23 protein-coding genes are annotated in these 22873 nt (G+C 62.6%); 13 read left to right on the top strand and 10 right to left on the bottom strand.

The genetic code is table 11. The features are described from left to right. The coding region (locus GSQ89_RS08310; protein WP_158923904.1) for a hypothetical protein at positions 1-224 on the top strand (224 nt) is incomplete at its 5' end. 45 nt (positions 225-269) lie between these two features. Here GSQ89_RS08310 and GSQ89_RS08305 read toward each other — a convergent pair. Beyond that, the gene (locus GSQ89_RS08305; RefSeq protein ID WP_216856061.1) at positions 270-986 is read right to left on the bottom strand and encodes a methyltransferase domain-containing protein; all 717 of its coding nucleotides are present in this window, start codon (positions 984-986) and stop codon (positions 270-272) included. 681 nt (positions 987-1667) lie between these two features. Here GSQ89_RS08305 and GSQ89_RS08300 point away from each other — a divergent pair. The 6 genes from GSQ89_RS08300 to GSQ89_RS08275 all read left to right on the top strand — a co-directional run bounded on the left by GSQ89_RS08300 (position 1668) and on the right by GSQ89_RS08275 (position 5677). Continuing rightward, positions 1668-2072 (top strand): LamB/YcsF family protein, encoded by a 405-nt coding sequence (locus GSQ89_RS08300; RefSeq protein ID WP_371734233.1) that lies wholly within the window; start codon positions 1668-1670, stop codon positions 2070-2072. A gap of 72 nt (positions 2073-2144) precedes the next feature. Next, positions 2145-3008 carry an oxaloacetate decarboxylase gene (locus tag GSQ89_RS08295; RefSeq protein ID WP_158923898.1) on the top strand — a complete coding sequence of 288 codons (864 nt, stop codon included), beginning with the start codon at positions 2145-2147 and terminating at the stop codon, positions 3006-3008. Between the two features lie 549 nt (positions 3009-3557). Continuing rightward, positions 3558-3887: a helix-turn-helix transcriptional regulator gene (locus GSQ89_RS08290; RefSeq protein ID WP_158923896.1), complete on the top strand. Its 330-nt coding sequence runs from the start codon at positions 3558-3560 to the stop codon at positions 3885-3887. Beyond that, positions 3884-4366: an SRPBCC domain-containing protein gene (locus tag GSQ89_RS08285; RefSeq protein WP_158923894.1), complete on the top strand. Its 483-nt coding sequence runs from the start codon at positions 3884-3886 to the stop codon at positions 4364-4366. The genes GSQ89_RS08290 and GSQ89_RS08285 overlap by 4 nt, the downstream gene beginning before the upstream one ends. A 78-nt stretch (positions 4367-4444) precedes the next feature. Next, the gene (locus GSQ89_RS08280; RefSeq protein ID WP_158923892.1) at positions 4445-5209 is read left to right on the top strand and encodes a thioredoxin family protein; all 765 of its coding nucleotides are present in this window, start codon (positions 4445-4447) and stop codon (positions 5207-5209) included. 150 nt (positions 5210-5359) lie between these two features. Next, on the top strand, positions 5360-5677 hold the full coding sequence (locus GSQ89_RS08275) for a hypothetical protein (protein WP_158923890.1): 318 nt from the start codon (positions 5360-5362) through the stop codon (positions 5675-5677). A gap of 499 nt (positions 5678-6176) precedes the next feature. Here GSQ89_RS08275 and GSQ89_RS08270 read toward each other — a convergent pair whose 3' ends face one another. The 7 genes from GSQ89_RS08270 to GSQ89_RS08240 all read right to left on the bottom strand — a co-directional run bounded on the left by GSQ89_RS08270 (position 6177) and on the right by GSQ89_RS08240 (position 13785). After that, complete coding sequence (locus GSQ89_RS08270; RefSeq protein WP_158923888.1) at positions 6177-7961, bottom strand: NAD(P)/FAD-dependent oxidoreductase; 1785 nt, start codon at positions 7959-7961, stop codon at positions 6177-6179. 65 nt (positions 7962-8026) lie between these two features. Then, positions 8027-8710, bottom strand: coding sequence for an ABC transporter ATP-binding protein (locus GSQ89_RS08265; RefSeq protein WP_158923886.1), 684 nt, complete (start codon positions 8708-8710; stop codon positions 8027-8029). Continuing rightward, positions 8703-9470: an ABC transporter ATP-binding protein gene (locus tag GSQ89_RS08260; protein WP_216856060.1), complete on the bottom strand. Its 768-nt coding sequence runs from the start codon at positions 9468-9470 to the stop codon at positions 8703-8705. The genes GSQ89_RS08265 and GSQ89_RS08260 overlap by 8 nt, the downstream gene beginning before the upstream one ends. Then, entirely contained in the window at positions 9467-10333 is an 867-nt protein-coding gene (locus tag GSQ89_RS08255) for a branched-chain amino acid ABC transporter permease (RefSeq protein ID WP_158923884.1), read from the bottom strand. The genes GSQ89_RS08260 and GSQ89_RS08255 overlap by 4 nt, the downstream gene beginning before the upstream one ends. A gap of 4 nt (positions 10334-10337) precedes the next feature. Further along, positions 10338-11267 (bottom strand): branched-chain amino acid ABC transporter permease, encoded by a 930-nt coding sequence (locus GSQ89_RS08250; protein WP_158923882.1) that lies wholly within the window; start codon positions 11265-11267, stop codon positions 10338-10340. A gap of 12 nt (positions 11268-11279) precedes the next feature. Beyond that, positions 11280-12422, bottom strand: coding sequence for an ABC transporter substrate-binding protein (locus GSQ89_RS08245; RefSeq protein ID WP_158923880.1), 1143 nt, complete (start codon positions 12420-12422; stop codon positions 11280-11282). Between the two features lie 163 nt (positions 12423-12585). Further along, positions 12586-13785 carry an amidohydrolase gene (locus tag GSQ89_RS08240; protein ID WP_158923878.1) on the bottom strand — a complete coding sequence of 400 codons (1200 nt, stop codon included), beginning with the start codon at positions 13783-13785 and terminating at the stop codon, positions 12586-12588. A 131-nt stretch (positions 13786-13916) separates the two neighbouring features. Here GSQ89_RS08240 and GSQ89_RS08235 point away from each other — a divergent pair, with 131 nt between their 5' ends. Further along, complete coding sequence (locus tag GSQ89_RS08235) at positions 13917-14801, top strand: polysaccharide deacetylase family protein (RefSeq protein WP_158923876.1); 885 nt, start codon at positions 13917-13919, stop codon at positions 14799-14801. Here the strand turns inward: GSQ89_RS08235 and GSQ89_RS08230 are convergent. Beyond that, on the bottom strand, positions 14798-16180 hold the full coding sequence (locus tag GSQ89_RS08230) for an amidase (protein ID WP_158923874.1): 1383 nt from the start codon (positions 16178-16180) through the stop codon (positions 14798-14800). The two genes, GSQ89_RS08235 and GSQ89_RS08230, sit on opposite strands and share 4 nt — an antisense overlap. A gap of 138 nt (positions 16181-16318) precedes the next feature. On the opposite strand from GSQ89_RS08230, the gene GSQ89_RS08225 reads away from it, so the two are divergent. The 4 genes from GSQ89_RS08225 to GSQ89_RS08210 are packed head-to-tail and all read left to right on the top strand — an operon-like array spanning position 16319 to position 21378. Then, positions 16319-17452 (top strand): substrate-binding domain-containing protein, encoded by a 1134-nt coding sequence (locus GSQ89_RS08225; protein WP_158923872.1) that lies wholly within the window; start codon positions 16319-16321, stop codon positions 17450-17452. 11 nt (positions 17453-17463) lie between these two features. Next, the gene (locus GSQ89_RS08220; RefSeq protein WP_158923870.1) at positions 17464-19014 is read left to right on the top strand and encodes a sugar ABC transporter ATP-binding protein; all 1551 of its coding nucleotides are present in this window, start codon (positions 17464-17466) and stop codon (positions 19012-19014) included. Next, complete coding sequence (locus tag GSQ89_RS08215; RefSeq protein ID WP_158923868.1) at positions 18977-20008, top strand: ABC transporter permease; 1032 nt, start codon at positions 18977-18979, stop codon at positions 20006-20008. The genes GSQ89_RS08220 and GSQ89_RS08215 overlap by 38 nt, the downstream gene beginning before the upstream one ends. A 20-nt stretch (positions 20009-20028) precedes the next feature. Further along, positions 20029-21378 carry an MmgE/PrpD family protein gene (locus GSQ89_RS08210; RefSeq protein WP_158923866.1) on the top strand — a complete coding sequence of 450 codons (1350 nt, stop codon included), beginning with the start codon at positions 20029-20031 and terminating at the stop codon, positions 21376-21378. On the opposite strand, the gene GSQ89_RS08205 is transcribed toward GSQ89_RS08210, so the two are convergent. Beyond that, on the bottom strand, positions 21375-21584 hold the full coding sequence (locus GSQ89_RS08205) for a hypothetical protein (RefSeq protein WP_158923864.1): 210 nt from the start codon (positions 21582-21584) through the stop codon (positions 21375-21377). The genes GSQ89_RS08210 and GSQ89_RS08205 overlap by 4 nt on opposite strands. 479 nt (positions 21585-22063) lie before the next feature. On the opposite strand from GSQ89_RS08205, the gene GSQ89_RS08200 reads away from it, so the two are divergent. Further along, entirely contained in the window at positions 22064-22873 is an 810-nt protein-coding gene (locus GSQ89_RS08200; protein ID WP_158923862.1) for a CmcJ/NvfI family oxidoreductase, read from the top strand.

Genomic DNA, 22873 nt, shown 5'->3' with positions numbered 1-22873 from the left:
CGCAGAGCGAATTGCGGATAATCGGTGCGGACGCCAATGCGAAGCTGGTGCGTGCACATGACCTGCACCAGCCGGTCGGCACCAGTGCCGATGCAGGTGTGTTGTGCGGCGGTGCGGGCCTGATCGAGCAGACTGGCGAGCGACGCGTCCGCTGGCTGGATGGTGGCGGACAGCGTCGAAAAAGATTGACCGAAGACAAGAATGCCGATCAGCAAACCAAATAACAGGGATGGCAGCGGGCACCGGCCTCGAGACAGATTACGACGCATTCATGCGCGACTTTCGGTGCGCCGAAACTCAACGATAGACATTTCCCCGAAACTGCACGGGCCGTACACATGAATTGTGCGGCCTTGCTGCCTCTGTCGGACACTGTCTGTCATGGTGCGGAGCTTTTCCGTTGGAATGTAGACGAGAGAGGGGAGAACGACGCGAAGGGCAAAACCATACCGTGCCGCGAGGTCGCGCGAACAGTCGAGATCGACAAAGGCATTGTGGGTCACCAGCGCCCGTCCCTCCGTCCGGAGGTGCTCCGCGAGGCCCTTGATGAATTCATCAAGGAATTTGCGCCCATCGGGTCCGCCGCAGCTCCAACTGGGCAGCCTGTCGCCGACCGAACCGTTTTCCGTCGGGAAGTGCGGCAAATTGGCAACGATAAGATCGAACCGCCGGCCGGCGACCGGCAACCACATATCGCCTTCGAAAAGCTCGCAGATGGCGGCATAGCCGAGATCGGCGAGCATCCTGGAGGCGGCGTCGGCGGCCTGCTGTTCGATATCGACGCCGCAGAGATGCGCCGCCCCGAGGTCGCCGAGCGCGGCAAGAACGACACCGCTGCCGAACCCAATCTCGAGAGCGCACGCGCCTACGATTGTCTGAGGGTCAGCGCGTAGTGCCTGGATCAGCAGGGTGGTATATTCGCTTGGCCGAAGCTGACTGCTGACGGCATTGGTGGCCCGGGCGGGCATGTCGATGGGTTGCTTCACGATCGGCAGATGGCACGGTACGTTCACGGATAATTTCCTGTGGCTTCTGCGCATAGCGTTTACGCGGTTTGCTACGTCCGGGTAAATAATTCGTGAACACGCGCGGCACAATTGACATATGAAGCGTGGCGCATTTCGTTACGGTTGTAACCGGCCACGCTTTGAGAAGCGGTGTTCGGGAAGACGGTGCCGGCCTGCGTGGCCAAGACGACAGGGGACCCCGGCGCAATGGGTTGTCCCCCCAGGTTGTCTCTCGCCCCTGCATTTCCTGATCCGCGCGCATCGATCCGCAAACCCGCGGCGTGCCCGGGCTGGGCCGGCTCGGCTTTGTCCATCCAGGCGAGGCAAACCGCGGTTTCCGCTACCTGCATGCGGCGCAACGACCGGTGGATTGGTATGTGAAACACGCAGTTTCAGGTTGGGTGCCGCGTTACGATAACGACGATCCTGACCTCGCCTTTCTGCCCGACCACACCGAGCGTTAGCGGAGCGTCGCCCAGGGAATGTTGCAGCTTATTTATAATCTGAAGGTTATGATATGTATTATGCTGTACTGGATAATGGATCGTATGAAGTACATCGAGAAGGGAAGCCTTGTCTTGATCGGTTCTCTCGCAGCAGCGACAAGCACAATGTCGACCCGGTCGTGAACGGAGACAGCCCGACCGAGACACCGCTGGCATCGCCAACCCCGCCCCCGCCAGCCCGGCGCGCCGGATCATCGTCCGCAACCTCATCGTGTTCTCGATGCCGGATACGCAGGTGGAGCGCGCCGCCGATCGGGCCGGCATGCGCGTCCTGACGCTGTTCCTGGCGGACCGAGCCTATACGCCGCGCGGCGAGCTGGTTTCCCGCAAAATGCCGGGATCGGTCATCACCGACGTCGATGCGGTCCGAGCGCGGGTGCGGCAATTCCTCGACGATGGTTCGGTCACCACCGCCGACGGCACGCGCCGGTCGGTCCGCGCACGATCCATCCTGGTGCACAGCGACACCCCCGGTTCGGTCACCCTCGGCAAGGCGGTGCGGCAGGAAGTCGAGTCAGGCGGCGGCCGCGTCGTCGGTGCCGCCGAACTGCTGGCATAAACCACTCCATCTTGAGGCTCGGGAGCAATCATGCTCCTGTCCGCCACGATCACACACCGAGGGAAACGCACCATGACACCGCCCACCCGTCTCAGAGCCTTGCTGGCAGAACCCGGCTTCGTCGTCATGCCGGCCGTCTGGGACGGGCTCAGCGCCAAGCTCGCCTTCGCCGCCGGCTTCAAGACCGCCTTCCTGTCCGGGTCCTGCGTCGCCGCCGCTCGGTTGGGTGGACCTGATCTCGACCTGATCTCCTTCGCCGAGATGTTCGATTCCTTCAACATGGTGCGCGGCGCCGCCCCCGACGCGCTGATCCTGGCCGACGGTGACCACGGCTACGGCAACGCCATGAACGTGCAGCGCACGGTGCGCGCCTACGGCCGAGCCGGGGCCGCCGCCATCCTGATCGAGGACAAGATCACCCCACGCGCCTTGACCGCCGCCGGCAAACCCTGCCTGCCGCGCGAGGAAATGCGCATGAAGATGCGCGCCGCCGTAGAAGCCGCGAAGGACTCCGGCATCCTGATCATGGCCCGCACCGACAGCCGCCCCACCCAGGGCATCGATGAAGCCGTGGCGCGCATCGAAATGTATGTGGAGGAAGGCGCCGATATCCTGTTCCTCGATTCGCCGAAGGACGAGGACGAAATTCGCCGTGCCGTGGCCGCTGCCGCCGGTCGTCCATCCTTCGCCGTCCTGTCCCCCGGCGCTGCCCGCGAGACGCCCACCAATGCTCGTGCGGAAGCACTTGGCCTGAAGATCGGCACCTATCCCACCGGGCTGCTGTCGCCGGCCGCCGCTGGGCTGAAGGCCGGCCTTGCGGCACTGGTGGCCGGCAAGGCCCAGGCGGACAGTGCACTGCCGCATGCCGAATTCCGCACCACGATGGGCTACGGCGATTACGACGCCGTAGCCCAGCGCTTTACGTTGCCGGGCTGACCACGCTTCGACTGCAATCGGATCGATGATCAGGACGCTCGTTGTCCGATCCCAACGCTTGGTTCCCGGGCGTTGGGTGATCCGGTCCACCAACGGCTAGTGGACGTTATTTTTTTTGTAACTACTCGTGACGTAGTCAAAACGGTGGCTTCGAATCGCATCAACCAATTGATGACGAGATCGCTGCAGCATAGTTGCGAATGCAATATGGCGGGTCAATCGCCGCCATAAAGCGCCGAACGGCGATCGGCAGTTGGGCGGCGATGGTCGGGGCGATGATCCTGGCGCGTGTGACCGATGACCCCGCACTGTCCGGCGAGGTGCTCGATCAAACGCATGCCTGGCTGGAGACCCAGCGCAGGGATCGTGGGCAGAACAAAACGAGGAACCGGTCGACCAAGGTGGGCAGACCCGCCTGTTGATGACGCCGTGGCGGATCGCACGGTCCGGCCCCTCCATCAAGGACACACCAATTTATCATCAGAGGGCCGGAGGCATTCGATAAAATTAGTGTTGACTAATGCATTAGTGATAACTATTGAATTAGATATGACCGAAGCCGCCGCCATCAACGCCGTTATGCGAACCCTTGCCGACCCCACGCGGCGGGCCGTGTTCGAGCGGGTCGTCAAATCCAATGAGATCACGGTGGTCGAGCTGACGCGGGGAAGCGGCGTAACGCAAGGTGCCATCTCCCAGCACCTCAAGTCCTTGAAGTTGGCCGGCCTGGTCGCCGAACGTCCCGAGGGTCGCAACGTCTACTATCGCGCCGAGCCGGAAGGCCTCGCACCGCTCGTTGATTGGATGAGCCACTACGGCGTCTTCTGGCGCGAGCGGTTCGCCAACCTCAGAACCCTCTTGAAGGAGATTGATCCATGAATGACGGCGCGTTGAAGTCCGGTACGCAAGACATCGTGGTTGACGAGGTCTTCCCGCATGCGCCGGAGACGATCTGGAAAACGCTGACGACCGGCGAACTTATTGGCCGTTGGCTGATGGCGCCGACAGGATTCGAGGCCGTGCCGGGCAAGCACTTCACGTTCCAGACAACGCCGGCCGGCGCCTGGGACGGTGTCATCCGCTGCCAGGTGTTGGAAGCGGTGCCAAACGAACGCCTCGTCTATTCCTGGAAAGGTGGACATGAGGAAAACGTCGGATACGGCTCGCGGCTGGACACCGTCGTCACGTGGACTCTTTCCAAGGTTGGACGTGGCACGCGGCTTCGCCTTGTCCACACCGGCTTCGTGCTCCCGAAGAATGACACTGCGTTCAGGAGCATGAGCGAAGGTTGGACGAAAGTTGTTCGAAACCTTGACGCCATCGCCGCGGAACAGGGCGCGTCGAACAAGCCGCATTAACGGGTGCCGAAGATCTGAACGTAGGCGTCGACGTCAAAACTGGAAAAAGACAAGAATCTCAACAAACAGGAGGCTACCATGCAACATCAAATCGTTTCGCGTGATGAGTGGCTTGCGGCCCGGATCGGGTTGCTCGAGGAGGAGAAGGCATTAACGCGGCGTAGCGATGAACTGGCACGGCGACGTCAGGAACTGCCGTGGGTCCGGATCGACAAGGAGTACCAGTTCGAGACCGATGGAGGCCGAGCCTCGCTGGCAGACCTGTTCAGTGGGCGCTCGCAGCTTCTCGTCTACCACTTCATGTTTGGGCCCGACTACACGGCGGGGTGCCCGTCCTGTTCGGCGATCGCGGACGGCTTCGACGGATTCGTCGTCCATCTCGCGCAACGCGACGTTACGCTTTCGGCGGTGTCGCGGGCGCCGTTGGCAAAACTTCAGGCGTACAAGCAGCGGATGGGATGGACGTTTCCCTGGGCATCCTCGGTCGGCAGCGACTTCAATTTCGACTTCAACGTCGCGTTTACCGAAGAGCAACAGCGCGAGGGGACTGTCGATTACAACTATCAGTCAGGCGGCCACGCGATGGACACGGCACCGGTCCCGACGCCCGTCGCCCGATTCGCGGCCACATGCGGAACCGACGCACCCACGTACTCACGCGATAGGCCGGGTTTGAATGCATTCGTTCTCGAGGACGGCGTCGTCTACCACACCTATTCCACCTACGCGCGCGGCGTGGATGGTCTATGGGGCGCATATCAGTGGCTCGACCGAGCGCCTAAGGGACGCAACGATACCGGGCTGGGGTTCCGCCGCCATGATGAGTACGCCAAGGGCGGCTAGATCGCCCATGGCGGGCGCTAACACGCGGCGAACAGCAGCAACAACGCGCATGGCCGACACGCTCCGCTCATTCGGGCGAGCGCGGGAATCAGGGGATTCCTCTCCGGGGTTCTTCGCGGTCCAACCGCATTTTATTGCAGGGTAGAAATCATGAGCCAGACTCATACTGGCGGAAGTGCTCGCGGCGTCATCTATCATGAAAGCGGCGACGCGGCCGCCATTGGGATAATCGACTGGCTATGCTTCGCGGCTGCGCCGACCTTCGCGATCATGGCGCTGCTGACCGGTGTTCTCGACGGTGGCGCGCCGGAGACGCTCTGCTCGGCCACGCAAAATACGTCGCCGTTGAGCGGAATGATCCCGATGTACTTGCTGATGAGTGTCTTCCATTCGGTACCTTGGCTGAAGCTGATCTTCAGCCGAAGAAGGGGGTGCCTACCGATCCCGCGATCTCCGCGCCAAGCCTGAGGCAATACACGATCTCGCGATGGGCTTCCCGTTTGGCGCATAACTCCAATGCTGCAGTGCAGCATTATCATCCGGCCCCATCGGTCCATCTATGCACCCATCGAAGGCGGACATTTCGCCCGATAGACGATGGAGAATTCCGATGAAAAAGATGTTTTTTGCCGCCCTGGCCGTTCTGAGCCTCAGCGCCGCGGTCGCCCCGCTGGCCAATGCGCAGTCGTCAGGCCACGGCTGAACGGCTCAGCATTCCGGCCCATACGACAACACCGCCAACAGCCTGAACCGCAACGTCATCGGCGGCCAATAATCCCGCTTCAGTCGGTGGACAGCGGCAGAGGCCGGGATCACTCCCGGTTTCCTGCTGTGCACGGCCACCCGGGCCTCGCTGTTCCCCCGGACGTCATGAGGTCATGCCGGCCGATGTGTTAGGAATAGCTCGGCAATGCCGCGCCCATGCGGCAGCTGCAGTCACGGCTGAGGCGCCAGACTGCAGGCCTGTTCAGAGCGGCCCGAGTTTGCCGAGTTCCATCGCCTTGATCTGAAGGGCCAGGTACTTTGAGTTGATGCGGCACACGCCCAGGCCACCGGCAATGAACCATACGCCTTGTTGCGGTGTACGCCTGAACATGTTGTTGAGCTGACCGTCCGCACCAAGGCCCCAGACCGGGCCGATGCGCTCTGCCGTTTCTTCACCGAGTGCCCGGCGGACAAGTTCTTTTTGCGGGAAGTAGCCGGTGGCGAGAACGATCAGATCGGCCGGCACGGTCGTGCCGTCTTTCAGCAGCGCGCCGTCGGCACTGAAACGCTCGATCCTGTCGTATTGCAGCAGACCGATTTCGCCCTTGATCATCAGCATCGAACTGCCGGCATCGAGATTATAGCCGCCGCCGCGCCGGAAGTACTTCATCTGATGGCCAGCTTCGTCTTCACCCATGTCGTGCTTGAAGCCGATGCCCTTGAGGCCCTCGATGATCTCTTTGTCCAGTTCCACCATCCGCTTCACGACGGCTTTGTAGCCCTTCAGGACCAAGGGCGGTGTCGCAGACGCAACGATAAGGTCGAGGTCCTCCAGCAATCCACCTTCATCCCAGATCGCCTCATTCAACCTGGCGCTCGGGTCGATCGACACGACCGTTGTGGAACCGCGTTGAATGAGCGTCGTGTTCACGCCGTGGCTGTGCAGATCGAGCGCGATGTCGTTGGCGCTGCTGCCGGTGCCCAGGATCAGCGCGTTCTTGCCCTCCCAGCCCGCGCCGCTGTTGAAGCCTTCGGAATGGATGACCTGTCCCTTGAAGTCCTCTAGACCCGGCAGGTCTGGAATCATGGGGTAGGAACTGACGCCATTGGCGAACACCAGATGCTTGGGTCGCACGACGCGTTCAGTGCCGTCGCCGCGTTTCAACCGAGCGGTCCAGCGCTTTTCAGTTTCGTCCCATGTGCCGCCGACGAATTCCGTATCGGTCCAGCAATTGATCTCCATGACGTCGGCGTAGAATTCGAACCAATTCCCCAGCATGTCCTTCGGGATGTATTTCGGCCAGGTCGGCGGAAAATCCATATACGGCAGGTGGTTCAGGTGGATCGAGTTGTGCAGCGCCAGCGAGTGGTAGCGTTGGCGCCAGCTATCGCCGATGCGCGGCCATTTCTCCACGACAAGTGTATCGACGCCCTGCTGGTTGAGGCGGGCCGCGGTCGAAAGGCCCGCCTGGGCGGCCCCGATCACTAGGACCGTGGGTTCCCGGTCTTCATAGGCGGAGGCCTTCCGGCGAACGTCGGCCCAGTTGTCGCCGCCGAAATTCCGCGAATAGGCGGCGCCGGTCGGGCGATTGGCGCCGAGCTTCTCCTCGTGGCCGTCCAGTGATTGCAGTGTTGTGGACAGCAGCCACGCTTTCATCGCACCGGCGTCGGGGGACAGGCGGATGATGCCGGCGCCACGACCCTCGGCGGTCTTGAACTCGAAGATTGCCTCGACGCTGTCGGTCCCGAGGCGCTTGACCCTGCGGGGCGCTCTCCGGCCTGGGGGCAGGTGAAATCCGTGGGCGCCGGTGCGTGCCTGTTCGGCGGCGAGGCGTGCCGCGATGGTGTCCCGGCCAGCGACAGGGGTCAGGTCCCAGGTGAAGGCCAGGACGTCCCGCCAGTGGCTGTCCTGGTGGAACAGCGCGCCAATCCGCACGACGTCGCCGGACACAAGGGCGGTTTCAAAGGCAACCAGCCAGTCCTCGGCGGAGCGCCTTGTCTCTTGTTCAGCTTGAAATTCCAGGAAGGATTGGTCGAAATCGTTCATTTTGGTCCGCTCCGAGGGAGGCTGCTACCGGCCAGTATGCAAACCTTTCCGCCGGTGTCCATGGTTTAGAACCAACTCCACAGATCCTCGTGCCGAGCGAGGTCGGCGCTTTGCCCGTCGAAGATGATGCCGCCGGTCTTCAGCACGATCGCGCGCTCGACGATGCGCAGGGCCGCGGCGACGTTCTGTTCGACCAGCACGATCGCCGTGCCGGTGGTGCGGTTGATCTCCATCAGGCTGCGGAACATGTCCTGCACGATGATCGGCGCCAGCCCAGTCGTCGGTTCGTCCAGCATCAGGGTCGTCGGCTTGGTCATCAACGCCATGCCAACAGCAAGCATCTGCTGCTGCCCACCGGACAGGGACCCGGCGATCTGGGTGCGCCGTACCAGCAGCATGGGAAACAGCCGATAGACTTCGCTGATATAGGCCTGGTCGTGCAGCAGGCCGGCGATCTTCAGGTTCTGCGCGACGCTCAGGTCGCGGAACACGTTGTGCCCTTGCGGCACGAAGCCGAGGCCACGGCGGGCATTGCGGTAGACCGAACCGGGGACGATCGCCTCGTTGTTGTAGGTGATCGTACCGGCGACCTCATCGACGTCACCCAGGCCGCAGCGCAGCAGTGTCGTCTTTCCGGCTCCGTTATGGCCGAAGATCGCCACACGCTCGCCCGGGCGCACGTTGAAAGTGATGTCGCGCAGGGCGGTGAAGCCACCGTAGCGGGCCTCGACGTTGCGGAACTCAAGCATCGGCGGTGCCGAAATAGAGTTCGGTCAGTTCCCGCGAGCGCGTCAGGTCATCGACGGAACCGCGCTTCAGGATCCGGCCGTAGGACATGAATATCGCCTCGGTGCAAAGATCCTTGATGAAGCTGACATTATGCTCGACCACGCAAACCGCTCGGCCCGCGGCAGCCTCGTCACGCACGATCCGCTGCATCGTTTCGTAGTTGGAGCCTTCCACGCCGGCCATCGGTTCGTCGAGCAGCAGGCAAGGCCCGTCGTTCATCAGCGCACGAGCCAAACCGACCAGTTTCTGCTGACCAAAGGGGAGGTCGACGACGATGGTGCTGGCCGTGTTCGTGAGGCCCATGCGTTCCAGCACATGCATCGCCCGGTCGCGCGCGGCGGCTTCGGCGCGGTGGACGGAAGGGGTGCCGATCATGCTGCGCAACAACGACTCGCCGGGATAATTCCGCGGCCCCACAAGCATGTTTTCAAGCACCGTCATGGTGCGGAACAGGCGCATATGCTGCCAGGTGCGGGCGACGCCGGCGCGCGCCCGGCGATGCAGCGGACCAGTCAGCGCGTGCCCCTGCAAATAGATTCGGCCGGCATCTGGTTGGATCAGGCCGGAGATCAGATTGAACAGGGTCGTCTTGCCGGCGCCGTTCGGACCGATCAACCCGAGCACATCGCCGGCATGCAGCGACAGACAGATATCATCTGCGACGACAATACCGCCGAAGCGCTTGCAGACATTCTCCAGCCGGAGGATTTCCTGGGTCAATGCGCTGCCCCCGGCGTGCGTGTTCCGACCAGGCCGTGCGGGCGGAGGAACAGGAACAGGATCACCAATGACGTGAAGATCAGGCCTTGCAGCGGCCCAACCAGGCTGGATGGCAGTTGCAGGAAGGTGATGACCTGCGGCAGCGCCACCAGGACGAAAGCACCCAGCACGGGGCCCCAGATCGTGCCGATGCCGCCCAGCACGACCATCGTCAGGATCGTTGCCGATTGCGCGACGTTGAACTGCTCCGGGCTGATATATTGGAAGTAGTAGGCGTACATCCCGCCGGCGAGGCCGGCGGTGCCGCAGCCAAAGGCGAAGATCACCACTTTCATCGTGAACAGACCGCGTCCCAAGGCGGCACAGGCCACGTCGTCGTCACGCATGGCGCGCACGGCGCGGCCGAACGGGCCAGACATGCCGCGGTGAACCAGCCAGATCACCAGCAGGGCAAGGGCCGCGGTAATCATCAGATACAGCCAGCCTCGCGCCGGTCCACTCAACGTCACCGGAATGTTCGACAGCCCGGACGGACCGCCGGTGAAATCCAGGTTGTTGATCGCCTGCAACAGGCCAAGCTGGAAGCCCAGGCTGGCGATCAGCAGGTAGTCGCCGGAAATGCGCAGCGTCGTAACGGCAAGGAACACCGAGGCAATCACCGCCACGCCGATGCCGGCGGCGATGCAGATCACCGGCGGCAGGCCGGTGCCGATGGCCAGCAGAGCGGTCGTGTAAGCGCCCAAGGCGAAGAAAATCGGATGCGCGATCGTATTGAGGCCGCCGTAGCCGATGATCAGATTATAGCCGGCGGCAAGGATGATGTAGATGCCGATCAACACGCCGGCGCTGGCAAGATAATCCATACCGTCAGCCCTCCGCCTGCACGGGCGCCGCCGGTTTTGGCGCCGGTTGGATACGGCGCGGGCGCCAAGCCGGGATGCCGCGCGGGAACACCAGCAGGGCGAAGAACAGGATGCCGTACAGCAGCAATCCCTGCCATTTGGACGCAATGAACAGGATGCTGAAGCTTTGCAGCAGCGCCAGCCCGACCGCGACCATGCCCGCCGAGAAAACGCGGCCCAATCCGCCGATCAGGGTGGCAATCACCGCCGTCAGGATCAAATCGACCGGCACGTCCGGCGTGACCCCGGCGCGCGTACCATACAGCCAGATGCCGGCGACGATCAGCAGCGCGGAGATAACGCCGGACAGGATGTAGGCTCGGCGCGCGCTGATGCCGTAGATTTCAGACAGTTTCTCGTTGTCCGCCACAGCAAGCATGAACTGGCCATCGCGGGTAAAACGGATCAGCAGGTAAAGCGCGATCAGCAACGCCGCGGTCAGGCCGACCGCCTGCAAATCCCAGTCACTGACGGCGATGCCGCTGACAATACGCACCGGCGACATCACGCTGGGGAAGATGGTTTCCGGTTCGGTACCGAACAGAAGGGTCAACAGGAAGGCGACGAACTGGGAGAAAATCAGGGTGAAGATGAAGAAGATCAGTCCGCTGGAATGACGCCGGCGCAGCACATCGATCGCCCAGATTTCCATGCCGATTGTGACGCCGATGGTCAGCAGGACCGATGCGACGATGCCGGCCCAGGTCGGCCAATGGGCCGCGTTCAACGACCAGAACATGGTATAGAACGCGATGCCCATCAGTCCGGCCTGGGCGAAGTTCCACAGCTTCTCGACCTTCAACGTCAGTGCAAAAGCCACGGTGAACAACACGAAGTATGAGGACATCGCGATCCCGGTCCACAGGATCTGCAACAGGATGACAGGATCGGTCATTGAACGTTGAGGTCAGGCGATCGTGTCAAGCAAGGTGAACTGCCCGTTCTTCACCACATACAGATAGACCGGCTTGTCGACCCGATGGTCGTTGGTGACGACCAGTTTGCCGGTCATCGGCAGGTCGAAGGTTTTGATCTCCAGCAGCGCCTTGCGCATATTCTCGCCTGTCACCGGCAGCTTGTTCTTGTCGACCCAGGCGAACAGGTCCGCGACCACCACGGTGGAATCCCAGGCGTATTGCAGATACGGCAGGCCGTTCGGCGCCCGTCCCACCTGTTTCCACAGGTCCAATAGCTTCGCCACGTTGGGATTGGTACCCGCCGTCGGCGCCAGGGAGGTGACGATCAGTCCCTCGGCCGCCGCACCCAACTGTGCCAGCAACTTGGGATTGTAGCCGGCGGAGTAGCTGGTAATTTGTTGCGGCATGCCCAATTGGCGCATCTGCGCGATCACCTGCGGCAGTTCCGACAGGCCGTGGATATGCACCACGTCCGGGTTGCCGACGCGGGCTTTCAGCAGCACGCCGGTGAAGTCGGTGGCCTTCGGGTCGTACGCCTCGAATGCAACGATCTGCCCGCCGGCGGCGGTGAACACGTCGCGATAGATTTTCGCACCGCCAATACCGGTGTCATTATTGATGTAAAGCACGGCCGCCCGGGATTTGCCGAGTTTCTCGCGCGTGTATTTGGCGAGAGCGGTCACATCGACCTCGGCCAGCGGGAAGACGGTGTAGACGTAATCGCCCAAATGGGCGATGTCGGGCGAATTGGCGCCCATGTTGAGTTCCAGGACGGAGGTCCGGTTGGCGATCGGAGCAACGGCCTTCACCACGGAACTCCAGGCGGTGATCACAACCGCAACCTTATCCACATCGATCAGCTTGTTGGCGCCGCTGATCGCCAATTCGGGCTTCGCCTGGGTATCGAGAACGATCATCTCCAACGGCCGGCCGGCAACGCCGCCTTTGTCGTTGATGTCCTTGACGGCCATTTCGTAGGTCTTGACAAAATCCAGCCCATAGCCGGCCTCGGGGCCGGTGGTGGGCATCAGGGCGCCGAAACGGAAGGGTTCCTTCTGTTGTGCGAACGCCGCGCCAGCCCAAAGGGCGGCGGGTGCCGACAATACCAGCCTGCGGGTCAGTTGCTCGATCATCGTTTTCCCTCCTGTTTTTGGTCAGGTTCGGGGGATCATGCGCCGCCGTCAAGGCGGGTGGGTGCGCGTGCAACGGTCTCGTGCTTCAAAGACCTCCTGACGAAGTCCTTCTCGACGATGAGGATCCCGTATGGCGTGATTGCCTCCCTCTGTGCCGGTCGCGTCAGGGCTGGTTGAAGCCAAGCTCCAGGCTGACGATGTTTGTCCAATAGGCGATGCCGTCGGGGATGATTGCGTCGTTGAAGTCGTATTTCGGGGTGTGCGGGGCGTTGTAGCTGCCATCGGCGGCGACCCCGTTGCCGATCCGCATGAAGGCGCCCGGCCGAAACCGCATCATTTCGGCAAAGTCCTCACCGCCCGTGGTCGGCCGCAACGTGCCATTTACGCGATCAGCGCCCACGCTCGCGGTCGCGGCTGCCAATCCTACCTTCGTTTGCTCGGGCTGGTTAATCAGCGCGCTGGGGCCCAGGTCGTATCTGGCCTCGGCCCGGCAGCCCCACGCCGCGGCGGTGCTTTCGGCCAGTGCGATGATGCGCTGCTCCAGCAGGGTCCGCACCGCGTCCGAGTAGCTGCGCGCGGTGCCGGCTATCACCAGTTCCGCCGGGATGACGTTGGGTGAGTCCACCGAACCAGCCGAAATGTAGCCGACGCTGATGACGGCGGTGTCCAGCGGGGCGACGTTGCGCCCGACAATACCTTGCAGGCCCAGGACAAAATGCGCCTGTGCGTAGGTGATGTCGGTTGACAGATGCGGCGCCAGACCGCCATGGCCACCGACCCCGCGGAAGGTGACGCTCCACGCATCGGCGGCGGCCAGCATGGGGCCGGAGCAACTGGCGAAGGTGCCGACCGGCATGCCGGCGGTGTTGTGCATCCCGTAGATCGCGTCGCACGGGAAACGGTCAAACAGGCCGTCGGCCAGCATGGCGAGCGCACCGCCGCGGCCTTCTTCGGCGGGTTGGAAGATCAGGTGCAGCGTGCCGCCGAAATCGGGGTTTTCGGCGAGGTAACGGGCGGCGCCGAGCAGCATCGTGGTGTGGCCGTCATGGCCGCACGCGTGCATCTTGCCCGGGACGGTGGACGCGTAGGGCGCGCCGGTCTGCTCATGGATCGCCAGGGCGTCCATGTCGGCTCGCAGGCCGACGGCCCGCTGGCCGGGGCGGCGCCCGGTGATCGTGCCCACGACGCCGGTGCCGCCGACGCCCTCGGTGACGGTGACGCCCCATGCGCGAAGCTTTTCCGCGACGAGGGCGGCGGTCCGGGTTTCTTCCAGCCCGAGTTCGGGGTGGGCGTGGATGTCACGCCGGATCGAGGTGAACTCGGAATGATGGCGGTCGAGCCACTGGTGCAGGCTGGGGTTCATAGACGTCTCCACGTTGGCAAGGACGGCTACAGCCTAAGCCGCCGACGTTGGCTGCGCCAACCAGGCGGCTTGTGCCGCCGCACCAGCCCAGCGCAGGATCGCCCTAATCCCCGAACCGAAGGCACAGGCTGATGTCGAACCCCCGTATTCCCTACCAGATGGCGTCGGACCGCGCGCCTCTGCCGCCGCCCAAGCCGAACAAGAGGCTGATCGTACATGTCGTGGTCAACGTCGAGTACTGGCCGTTCGAACAGCCGATGCCACGCAAGCTGCTGCCTGGCCCGCACGGCAACGACAAGATCCCCGACGTACCGAACTACTCCTGGGTCGAATACGGGATGCGCACCGGCTTCCCCCGCATCGTGAGGGCGATGGAACAGCGCGGCTTGCCCGCCTCCACCACGATCAACGCCAGTGTGATCGACGTCTATCCCCGAGCGGCTGAGGTGATGCTGAAAGCAGGCTGGGAGTTCATGGGCCACGGCTGGACCCAGAAAGCGTTGCAAAGCGAACCGGATGAGGAAGCCGTCATCGACAAATGCCTCGACCGAATCCACCGCTTCACCGGCACCAAAGTCCGAGGCTGGCTCGGTGCCGGCCTCAGCGAGACGATGGACACGCCGGATGTGCTGAAGTCACGCGGCGTCGATTACGTCTGCGACTGGGTGATCGACGACCTGCCGACCTGGATGCGAACCAAACACGGACCAATGATCGCGGCACCCTATTCGCTTGACCTGAATGACGGGCCGCTGTGGGCTGGCCTGGGCATGCCCTCGAACGAACAGCACGAGCGGGTGGTGTGGACGCTGGAGACGTTCGAGGAGGAGCTGAAAACAAATTGCCGGGTCATGGTCCTGCCGTTGCATCCGCATCTTGTCGGCGTGCCGCATCGCATGAACTGGTTCAACCGCATCCTGGACATGTTGCTGAAGCGCGACGACACCGTGTTCATGAACGGCGGCCAGATCGCCGACTGGTACGCCTCGGTCGAGCCGCCGCCGGCCGGCTTCTAGCCAATTGCGATGTTTGGCCGCGGGCCCGCACCAAGCAGACTTTCCACGGTCGCCGCGATGGACAGCAGCCGGCGATCCTGGTCCAACGGCGCGACGATTTGCAGGCCTATGGGCAGCCCGTCCGTAGTCATTCCCATCGGCAGGCTGATCGCCGGATAGCCGCCGACATTCGCCAGCACGCAAAACGTCCCGGCGTTGTCAGGTGGTATCGTATCAAACGACGGGGCAGCCTGCGGCGTGGTGGGCGACAGCATCACATCGAACCGATCCCAGCAGGCGTTCAGGGCGCCCGCCGCTTCTTCCATGATCCGGTCAGCTTGCAACAAACGGGTCGCCGAAAGGCGTAGCCCGTAATCGAGGTAGCCGCGCATGGCGGCGGAAAACCGCCCCGGCTCCTGTTGATATAAGGTGCCGTGGACAAATGCTGCCTCCGCTTCGACCCGCACGAAACAGGCGCGGCGGACTTTGACCGGATCGAACGCCGGCAGGGTGATCGTCTCCACGCGCGCGCCGGCGTCGCACAGCCGCGCAAGTGATTGGGCGAAGGCGTCGGTGACTTCTTGCTCCACTGTCTCGACAGCAAAATTCGTCAGTACGGCGATCCGTAGGCCCGACAGGGATGGTTGAGTGGCGTCGCCGGGTGACGCTCGTCGTGACTCAGGACAAAGCGGATCGTAACCGGCCAGAACGTCCAGCAGCAGGGTGGCATCCGCCGCGGTTCGGGTCAGCGGGCCGACATGATCCAGGCGATGACTCAGGGGCACCACGCCGCGCGTGCTGATCAGTCCGTAGCTTGGCTTCAGGCCGACCACGCCGCACCACGATGCTGGGATGCGCACCGAACCGCCTGTGTCCGTGCCCAGGGCCGCGCAGCACAGGCCTGCGGCGACCGCGGCACCTGATCCGCCGCTCGATCCGCCAGGCGAGTGGCCGTGGCGAAAAGGATTATGTGTCCTTCCATGATGCGGGTTATCTGTGGTCGCTCCCAAAGCGCCCTCATGCATCGTCAGTTTGCCCAGAATGACCGCGCCCGCGTCTCGCAGGCGGCGGGTGACGGTGGCGTCCTCGCGGGGAACGCGCAGTGGGCCGCCGCCAAAGCCATTGGTCGTTGGAATGTTGGCGACGTCGATGTTGTCCTTCAGCGCGACGGGGATCCCATCCAGCTTCCCAAGCCGCTGTCCCGTTGCGGAACGGGCGTCGGCGGCACGCGCCTCCGCCAGGGCGGTGTCCGGACACAGCGTGATAAAACAGTTCAGTGACCGTCCCACGCCTTCCGCTCGGGCCAGGCACTGCCGGGTCAGCGCCTCTGCCTCGATCCGGCGCGCATCGAGCAATTCGGACAACGTTCCAATCGACAGAGAGGTCAGATCGTCGGTCATGATCCGGCGGAGTTTAGACCACGTCCCGCAACCCGCAAACAACACCTTGCGTCATTGGTCACGTTGCCAATACCCAACGCGGGCGCAATAGTTGCGGCAGGGATCAATTGGGATCCAGGCCAGCGTGAGGGATCGCACATGATATCGTGGAGACGGACGGGCATCGCATGTGTCGTCGCGTTGCTGATGGGGCTCATCGATATCACGGGCTCGGCCAGGGCAGACGACACGGGGCTGACATCGGTCGCGCGTGCCGATCTGGAGGCCATGCTCGCCGCTCACACGGGAGAGACACGCTTTACGCCGCCCGGGCCGGCGATCGATCCGGCTTCGCTGAAGGATAAACTGATCTTCACCATCCCGACGTCGACGGCGATCCCGTTTTGCGACGTCGTCGACAAGCAGATGGACGAATTCGCCCATAAACTCGGAATCCGGCACGAAGTCTGGCAGACCACCGCGCAATTGGGTCAATGGGTCCAGGGCTTCAACACGGCTTTCGCGCACAAGGCGGACCTGATCAATGTCGCGTGCGGCCTGGACCCCGCGACCGTCGCGCCGCAGATCAAGGAAGCGATCAGCAAAGGCATTCCCGTTGTCGCCGCGCACACCCACGCCAACGGCCAGACTCAGTTGGAGGATCTGACCGGCATCGTTTACGGCGCCTATATCGACGCGGCAAAACTTGAAGCGGCCTATGTGATCCTGAAGACGGATGGCAAGGCCGACGTGCTGGTCATTACCGCACCCAGCACGGCGAACAGTCCCTATATCGAAAAGGCGATCATGGGGATGTTCAAACAATACTGCCCGACCTGCAAAGTGCGGAGCGCCGGCGTCAACGCGGCCGACTGGGCATCCAAAATTGGCCCGACGGTGCAGAGTGCCATCCTGGCCGATCGTTCACTCGACTACGTGATCCCGATCTATGACGGGATGGTCCAGCCTGTGATCCCGGCCATCATCACCACGGGTTCCTCGGCTCGGGTGAAGGTGGCGACGTTCAACAACACCCCCGCGGTGCTGGACATGCTCCGCACCGGGGACATCGTAACGTTTGAGTCCGGCGAAGACACCACATGGCTCGCCGGCGCGATCCTGGATCAGGACATGCGCGTGCTGCTGAAACAGCCGTTGGTGAAAAACTACGTCGTCGGTATACGAGCATTCACGAAGGCGGATGTCGCGGCGGCCGGTGTGCCCGCGAAGTTCGGTGTCGGATACGGCGACGCCGCGCGCAAAGGGTATGAGGCGCTATGGGGCCTGAAATAGAAGGATCGCCGATGCCGCCCGCGATCCCGATCCTGGAAGCGCGGCACTTCAGCAAGCGCTTCGGTGGCACAACCGCTTTGGACGACGTGTCGCTGACGATCGACAGCGGAACGGTTCATGGATTGGTCGGCCATAACGGATCCGGCAAGTCGACGCTGATCAAAATCCTGGGCGGCTATCACGCGCCGGAGCCTGAAGCCGAACTGATCATCGATGGCAAGCCAGTGCGGCTTCCACTGGCACCGGGTCTGTTTCGCGGCCTTGGCATGGCGTTCGTGCACCAGGACCCCGGGCTGATCGGCTCTCTCTCCGTCGTTGAAAACCTGCGGATCGGCGCGATCGCGCAAGAACGCCTGAGGCCGATCCGGTGGGGTGAGGAAGCGCGGCGTTGCGAAGCACTGCTGACCGAGTTCGGTATGGATGTCGATCCGCGTGCCACCGTGGAAACCCTGCGGCCCTGGCAGCGGCCAATGCTGGCGATCGTCCGCGCGGTGGATGAAATCCGGCAATTGCAGGGCGAAACGGGCATCCGCCGCGGGCTGTTGGTGCTGGATGAGCCGACCGCGAATCTGGCCGATTCGAACGTGCATCAGTTGTTCGATGTCGTGCGGCGCGTGCGGGACGCCGGGTTTGGTGTACTGTTTGTCTCGCACGACCTGGACGAGATTCTGTCGGTCACCGACCACGTCACCGTATTGCGTGACGGCCGCGTCGTCGGTAGCGGTCCGACTGCTGGTTTCGTACGGAACGATCTGGTCCGGTTGATCGTGGGGTATGATATACCGCCGGCTACGCCGCGTACCGTCGAGACTCGGCGCACTGATCATCTGGTCGAAGTGCGGGATCTGTCTGGTTCCGGGGCGCGCGACGTGAATCTGTCGATCGCGCCTGGTGAGATTCTGGGAGCGTCGGGCCTGATCGGTTCAGGCTTCGCCGAAATCGGCCCCATGCTGATCGGCGCCCTGCCGGTTCGCAGCGGACAATTGCGTCTTGGCGCCACAACGATGGAACTGTCCGTGATGACACCAGCCGCGGCAATCGCGGCCGGCATCAGTTACGTGCCAGGGGAGCGGCTGCGCGAGGGCTGCATCGGCGAATTGACGGTCGCCGACAACGTCACCTTGCCGGTCTTGCACCGCTTCTTCCGGGGGTGGTTGCGGACACGCGCCATCGACGACCACGCCCGCTCGGAATTGCAACGATTTGGCGTGCGTCCGCCCGACCCGACCTTGCCGCTGGAAGCACTGAGCGGTGGCAACCAGCAGAAGGTCCTGTTGGCGAAATGGCTGCAACTGTCTCCTAAACTGCTGGTACTGCAGGAGCCGACGCAGGGGGTGGACGTCGGCGCGCGCGAACAGATCTTCGCAATTATTCGCGATTTCGCATCGCGTGGCGGGGGTGTGCTGTGCCTGAGCGGCGATCATGAGCAACTGGCGTTGCTGTGCGACCGCGTGCTGATTTTCCGTCGCGGCCGGATCGCCGCGGACCTCGCCGGACCGGATGTGACAAAGGATCGTATCGCGCATGAATGTCTCGGGTCCGACCTCTCCAGCGCCGCGTGAGGTGGCTGCGACACGTCAGAATGCCGTGGCGCGGTTCTGTCACCGGTTCGCCCTGCTGTTCGCCTGGGCGCTGACCATCGTGCTGTTCGGCGTGCTGGAACCCGACAGCTTCCTGCAGTTGCAGAACTTTACCTCGATCTTCAATTCGCAGGCGGTTCTAGTGGTGCTGACCTGCTCGCTGGTCGTTACCCTGACCTCCAGCGAGTATGATCTGTCAGCGGCATCGGTGCTGTCGTTGTCGGCAATGCTGATCGCCATATTGAACACCCAGCAAGCCGTGCCGATCGGTTGGGCCATCGTGGTTGCCCTTTTGGCTGGGTTGGTGGTGGGCGCGATCAATGGCATTCTGGTTGTTGTGATCGGGGTCGAATCGATCATCGCGACGTTAGGTATGGGATCCCTGGTCAGCGGGATCACGCTGTGGATCAGCCACAGCAATCTGGTGTCGGGCATTTCCAATACGCTGGTCGAACTGGTGATCGTGCCGCGATTTTTTGGCATCTCCCTTGGCTTTGTCTATGCGGTGGTGATCGTTGCCGCGCTGTGGTTCTTCCTGACCTATACGCCTTTGGGCCGGCAGTTGCTGTTTGTCGGACGTGGCCGGCGGATCGCACGGTTGTCGGGGTTGCCTGTGGGAAAGCTGAGGTTCGGCGCGTTGATGGCGGGATCGTTCCTGGCCGCGGTCGCTGGCGTGCTGTACGCAGGCACCAGTGCGTCCGCCGATCCGAACTCGGGAGACAGCTTTATGCTGCCGGCGTTTGCGGCGGCGTTCCTGGGTTCGACCGCGATCGTGCCGGGGCGGTTCAACGCCTGGGGTTCCTTCGCGGCGGTGTATTTCCTAGTCACCGGGATTTATGGTCTGTCGCTGATGGGGATTCAGGTCTTCATCCAGAACCTGTTTTACGGCGGGGCCCTGATCATCGCCGTCGCTTTGTCCATCATGGTGCGGCGATCGGAAACGCGGGAGCCTGACATCGCGAAGGAAGGGAACTGATCGGCGGAAGGAAAGTTATCGTGGGACGGCAGATCGAAGAATTGGCAAAATTCGTTGCGACCGTGACGTGGGACGATGTGCCCGACCCGGTGCGGTACCATACCAAAATGGTGCTGCTGGACACGCTGGGTGTTATTCTGGCCGGTTCGGCGCGCCCCGAAGTGAAACAATTGCGCGAGCGGCTCGCAGGTGGTGCTGGGGCGACGGTTTTTGCTTCCGGTTGGCCATCCAGTGACGTGCGAACGGCGGCGTTGTTGAATGGCATCGCCGGCCGGTCAATCGAGTTGTGCGAAGGCCTGCGCTTCGTCTCCGGTCAGGCTGCGATGCAGGTACTGCCAGGCGCACTGGCGGTCGGGGAACAAACGGGCGCCACTGGCCGCGATATGCTGATGGCGCTGCTGCTAGGATACGATGTCGCGGCCCGCCTCGCCGAGGGGTTCACACCGCGGCCACTGGCACATCAAAACGGACAGGTGTCGCTGCTCGCATCCGCGGCGGCAGGTGCTCGTTTGCGAGGGTTGGACGCCGCCGGCATCAATCGTGCTATGGGCATTGCAACGACACTTTTGTTGACACCGAGCTATACAAATGCGGTGGCGGGCGCGACCGCCTTGAACGTTGCTGGCGGAATGAGTGGATTCGCGGCGGCATTGGCGCCCGATCTCGCCCTCGCTGGCTTCGAACCGCAGGAAGATGCGATCGAATTGGCCCTCGGGCAGTTGGTGGGGGACGGTTTCAGGACAGATGGCGTGCTGGATGAACTCGGCAAGACCTGGCACATCACCCAAAATTATTTTCGACTGTATGCATGCTGCAACCCTATTCACCCCGCGCTTGATTGCCTCGTGGCGGCTTTGGCCGAACTGAAAGCGCGACCCGAGGAGATCGTCCGGATCGAGTGCGTGACCTATCGCTTCGCGTCCGTAATGCGCGATCCGAACCCGCGAAACTACTTCGCCTCGAAGTATTCATTTCCACATGCGGCCGCAACGCTGGCGGTGCGAGGCAGTGCCGGGTTCGCGGCACTAGACGATACGGCAGTGCATGATCCCTTCATCACTGCGCTGCGTCAACGGGTGACCGTCGCGGAGGATCCGGCGATGACCGCGCTTGCCCCTCGGCTGCGTCCCGCGCGCGTGACCGTTGAGTTAAAGGACGGCAGGCGTGCGACCCATGACCGTGATAGTCACCGCGGCGATTTTCAGGACCCATTCTCTGAAGCGGAGTTGCGCGAAAAATTCCGTGAACTCGCCGTCGTGGTACTAACGCGTAAAGGCGCTACATTGGTCGAGCAAGCCGTCGATCGATGCGAAGAATGGGATGACGTGGGCGTGCTGACAACGCTCTGTCGTGCCAACGGTCGCGCTTAATAGCTGCACCGCACATGGCAGCTTCCCGGGGGATCGACAACGCAAAGCAATGACCAGGCGTTGAACTCGTTCGGATCCTCGGTGGCGATGTTCGCCCGCACCTCCGGGTCGCGCATCGCCGCGACACGTTGCGGCAACGGCAAATGCGCGATCGAATGACAGGTGCGGGTGCCGGCGAACAGGTTCTGACTGCCAGATAGCCCCAACGATGCACCGGCAGGCCTGCGGATGCGGCCTGGCTGAACGGGCCACCGCCGAAAAGCACGATCTGCTCGCACGTCTTCAGATCGCCTGGAAAAAGCCTTGCTGTGGGGCCGGACAAACGTCAACGCCGATGCTGCCGCCTGGGCGAACGAAGCCGGCCTACCCTACGAAATCTCCCGCCAGACCTTTCCCGTCCGGGGCGTCACACCTGCTCCGATCGATGCGGGGCACGCCGTTGACGTCTATTTCCATGAGGGAGTCCTGTCGGTCCACGGCGATGCGGCTGCCGAGTTTTGCTGCTCATATAACGTGTAAGTATCGTATAACATGATTGACTCACGTGATGATGACGTGTGACCATCGCCACGATCATGAGTGACCGAAAGATCGAGGGATGAAGCGATCGGGATTTCGCGGCATCACGAAACTGGATGTTGATCCCGCGAAATTCGTCCGCCAGTTTAACGCAGGAGGAACAGACGTGAGCGCGACCACCGCCGAACTGAACTACATCGTCCCGACGCAGGAGCGCCCACGCAGCTTTACCTACGATCCCGGTGATGGCTCCCCTCGCACGACCGTGGCGACGGCGCCGCACAGATTGCCGGTGCATGACCTGCGGGAGGAGGAACACGCATTCACTCTGGATGGTGAGGGCTTCGCGGTGGTCGAACATCGATCCGCCGTCACCGATTTCCAGGATGAGGCTCAGGTTCGGGATACATATTACGCGGAAGCACAACGTCTGCTGAAGGACGTGACGGGCGCTGACCGTGTGTTCATTTTCGATCATACGTTGCGTCGCCGTGTCCCTGGCCAGCAGGATTATGGCGATGGTCCGCGCCAGCCCGCGACCCGCGTGCATGTGGATCACACGGCCAGGTCCGGTCCGCAACGGGTGCGCGACCTGCTGCCGGACGAGGCTGATGAACTGCTGAAAGGTCGTGTCCAGGTCATCAACCTGTGGCGCCCGGTCAACCATCCGGTCTATGACGCGCCGCTCGCTGTGGCCGAAGCTCCGTCGGTGCGCTTCGAGGAACTGGTTCCGTCCGATCTGATCTATCCAAATCGGGTGGGGGAAACCTACAATGTCGCGTTTAGTCCCGACCATCGCTGGCACTACATTAAGGAGCAGCGGCCGGACGAGGTGATCCTGATCAAGTGCTATGACTCGCGCACGGATGTCGCCCGCTTCGCCCCGCACACCGCGTTCCTGGTGCCCGACGCGCCAGCCGGTTCGCCAGCGCGGGAAAGCATTGAACTGCGCACTCTCGTTTTCCATAAGGAATAA

The organism is Acidisphaera sp. S103 (genome assembly GCF_009765975.1).
In the GTDB taxonomy this organism is placed as follows: domain Bacteria; phylum Pseudomonadota; class Alphaproteobacteria; order Acetobacterales; family Acetobacteraceae; genus Rhodopila.
Note: the sequence above shows the minus strand (reverse complement) of the source record. Positions and strands in the feature narration are given on the sequence as shown.

Excerpts from the sequence above, each read along its gene's own strand:
- GSQ89_RS08295 (WP_158923898.1), top strand. The coding sequence starts at position 2,145 with ATGACACCGCCCACCCGTCTCAGAGCCTTGCTGGCAGAACCCGGCTTC.
- GSQ89_RS08290 (WP_158923896.1), top strand. The coding sequence starts at position 3,558 with ATGACCGAAGCCGCCGCCATCAACGCCGTTATGCGAACCCTTGCCGAC.
- GSQ89_RS08285 (WP_158923894.1), top strand. The coding sequence starts at position 3,884 with ATGAATGACGGCGCGTTGAAGTCCGGTACGCAAGACATCGTGGTTGAC.
- GSQ89_RS08280 (WP_158923892.1), top strand. The coding sequence starts at position 4,445 with ATGCAACATCAAATCGTTTCGCGTGATGAGTGGCTTGCGGCCCGGATC.
- GSQ89_RS08275 (WP_158923890.1), top strand. The coding sequence starts at position 5,360 with ATGAGCCAGACTCATACTGGCGGAAGTGCTCGCGGCGTCATCTATCAT.
- GSQ89_RS08270 (WP_158923888.1), bottom strand. The coding sequence starts at position 7,961 with ATGAACGATTTCGACCAATCCTTCCTGGAATTTCAAGCTGAACAAGAG.
- GSQ89_RS08265 (WP_158923886.1), bottom strand. The coding sequence starts at position 8,710 with ATGCTTGAGTTCCGCAACGTCGAGGCCCGCTACGGTGGCTTCACCGCC.
- GSQ89_RS08255 (WP_158923884.1), bottom strand. The coding sequence starts at position 10,333 with ATGGATTATCTTGCCAGCGCCGGCGTGTTGATCGGCATCTACATCATC.
- GSQ89_RS08250 (WP_158923882.1), bottom strand. The coding sequence starts at position 11,267 with ATGACCGATCCTGTCATCCTGTTGCAGATCCTGTGGACCGGGATCGCG.
- GSQ89_RS08245 (WP_158923880.1), bottom strand. The coding sequence starts at position 12,422 with ATGATCGAGCAACTGACCCGCAGGCTGGTATTGTCGGCACCCGCCGCC.
- GSQ89_RS08240 (WP_158923878.1), bottom strand. The coding sequence starts at position 13,785 with ATGAACCCCAGCCTGCACCAGTGGCTCGACCGCCATCATTCCGAGTTC.
- GSQ89_RS08235 (WP_158923876.1), top strand. The coding sequence starts at position 13,917 with ATGTCGAACCCCCGTATTCCCTACCAGATGGCGTCGGACCGCGCGCCT.
- GSQ89_RS08230 (WP_158923874.1), bottom strand. The coding sequence starts at position 16,180 with ATGACCGACGATCTGACCTCTCTGTCGATTGGAACGTTGTCCGAATTG.
- GSQ89_RS08225 (WP_158923872.1), top strand. The coding sequence starts at position 16,319 with ATGATATCGTGGAGACGGACGGGCATCGCATGTGTCGTCGCGTTGCTG.
- GSQ89_RS08220 (WP_158923870.1), top strand. The coding sequence starts at position 17,464 with ATGCCGCCCGCGATCCCGATCCTGGAAGCGCGGCACTTCAGCAAGCGC.
- GSQ89_RS08215 (WP_158923868.1), top strand. The coding sequence starts at position 18,977 with ATGAATGTCTCGGGTCCGACCTCTCCAGCGCCGCGTGAGGTGGCTGCG.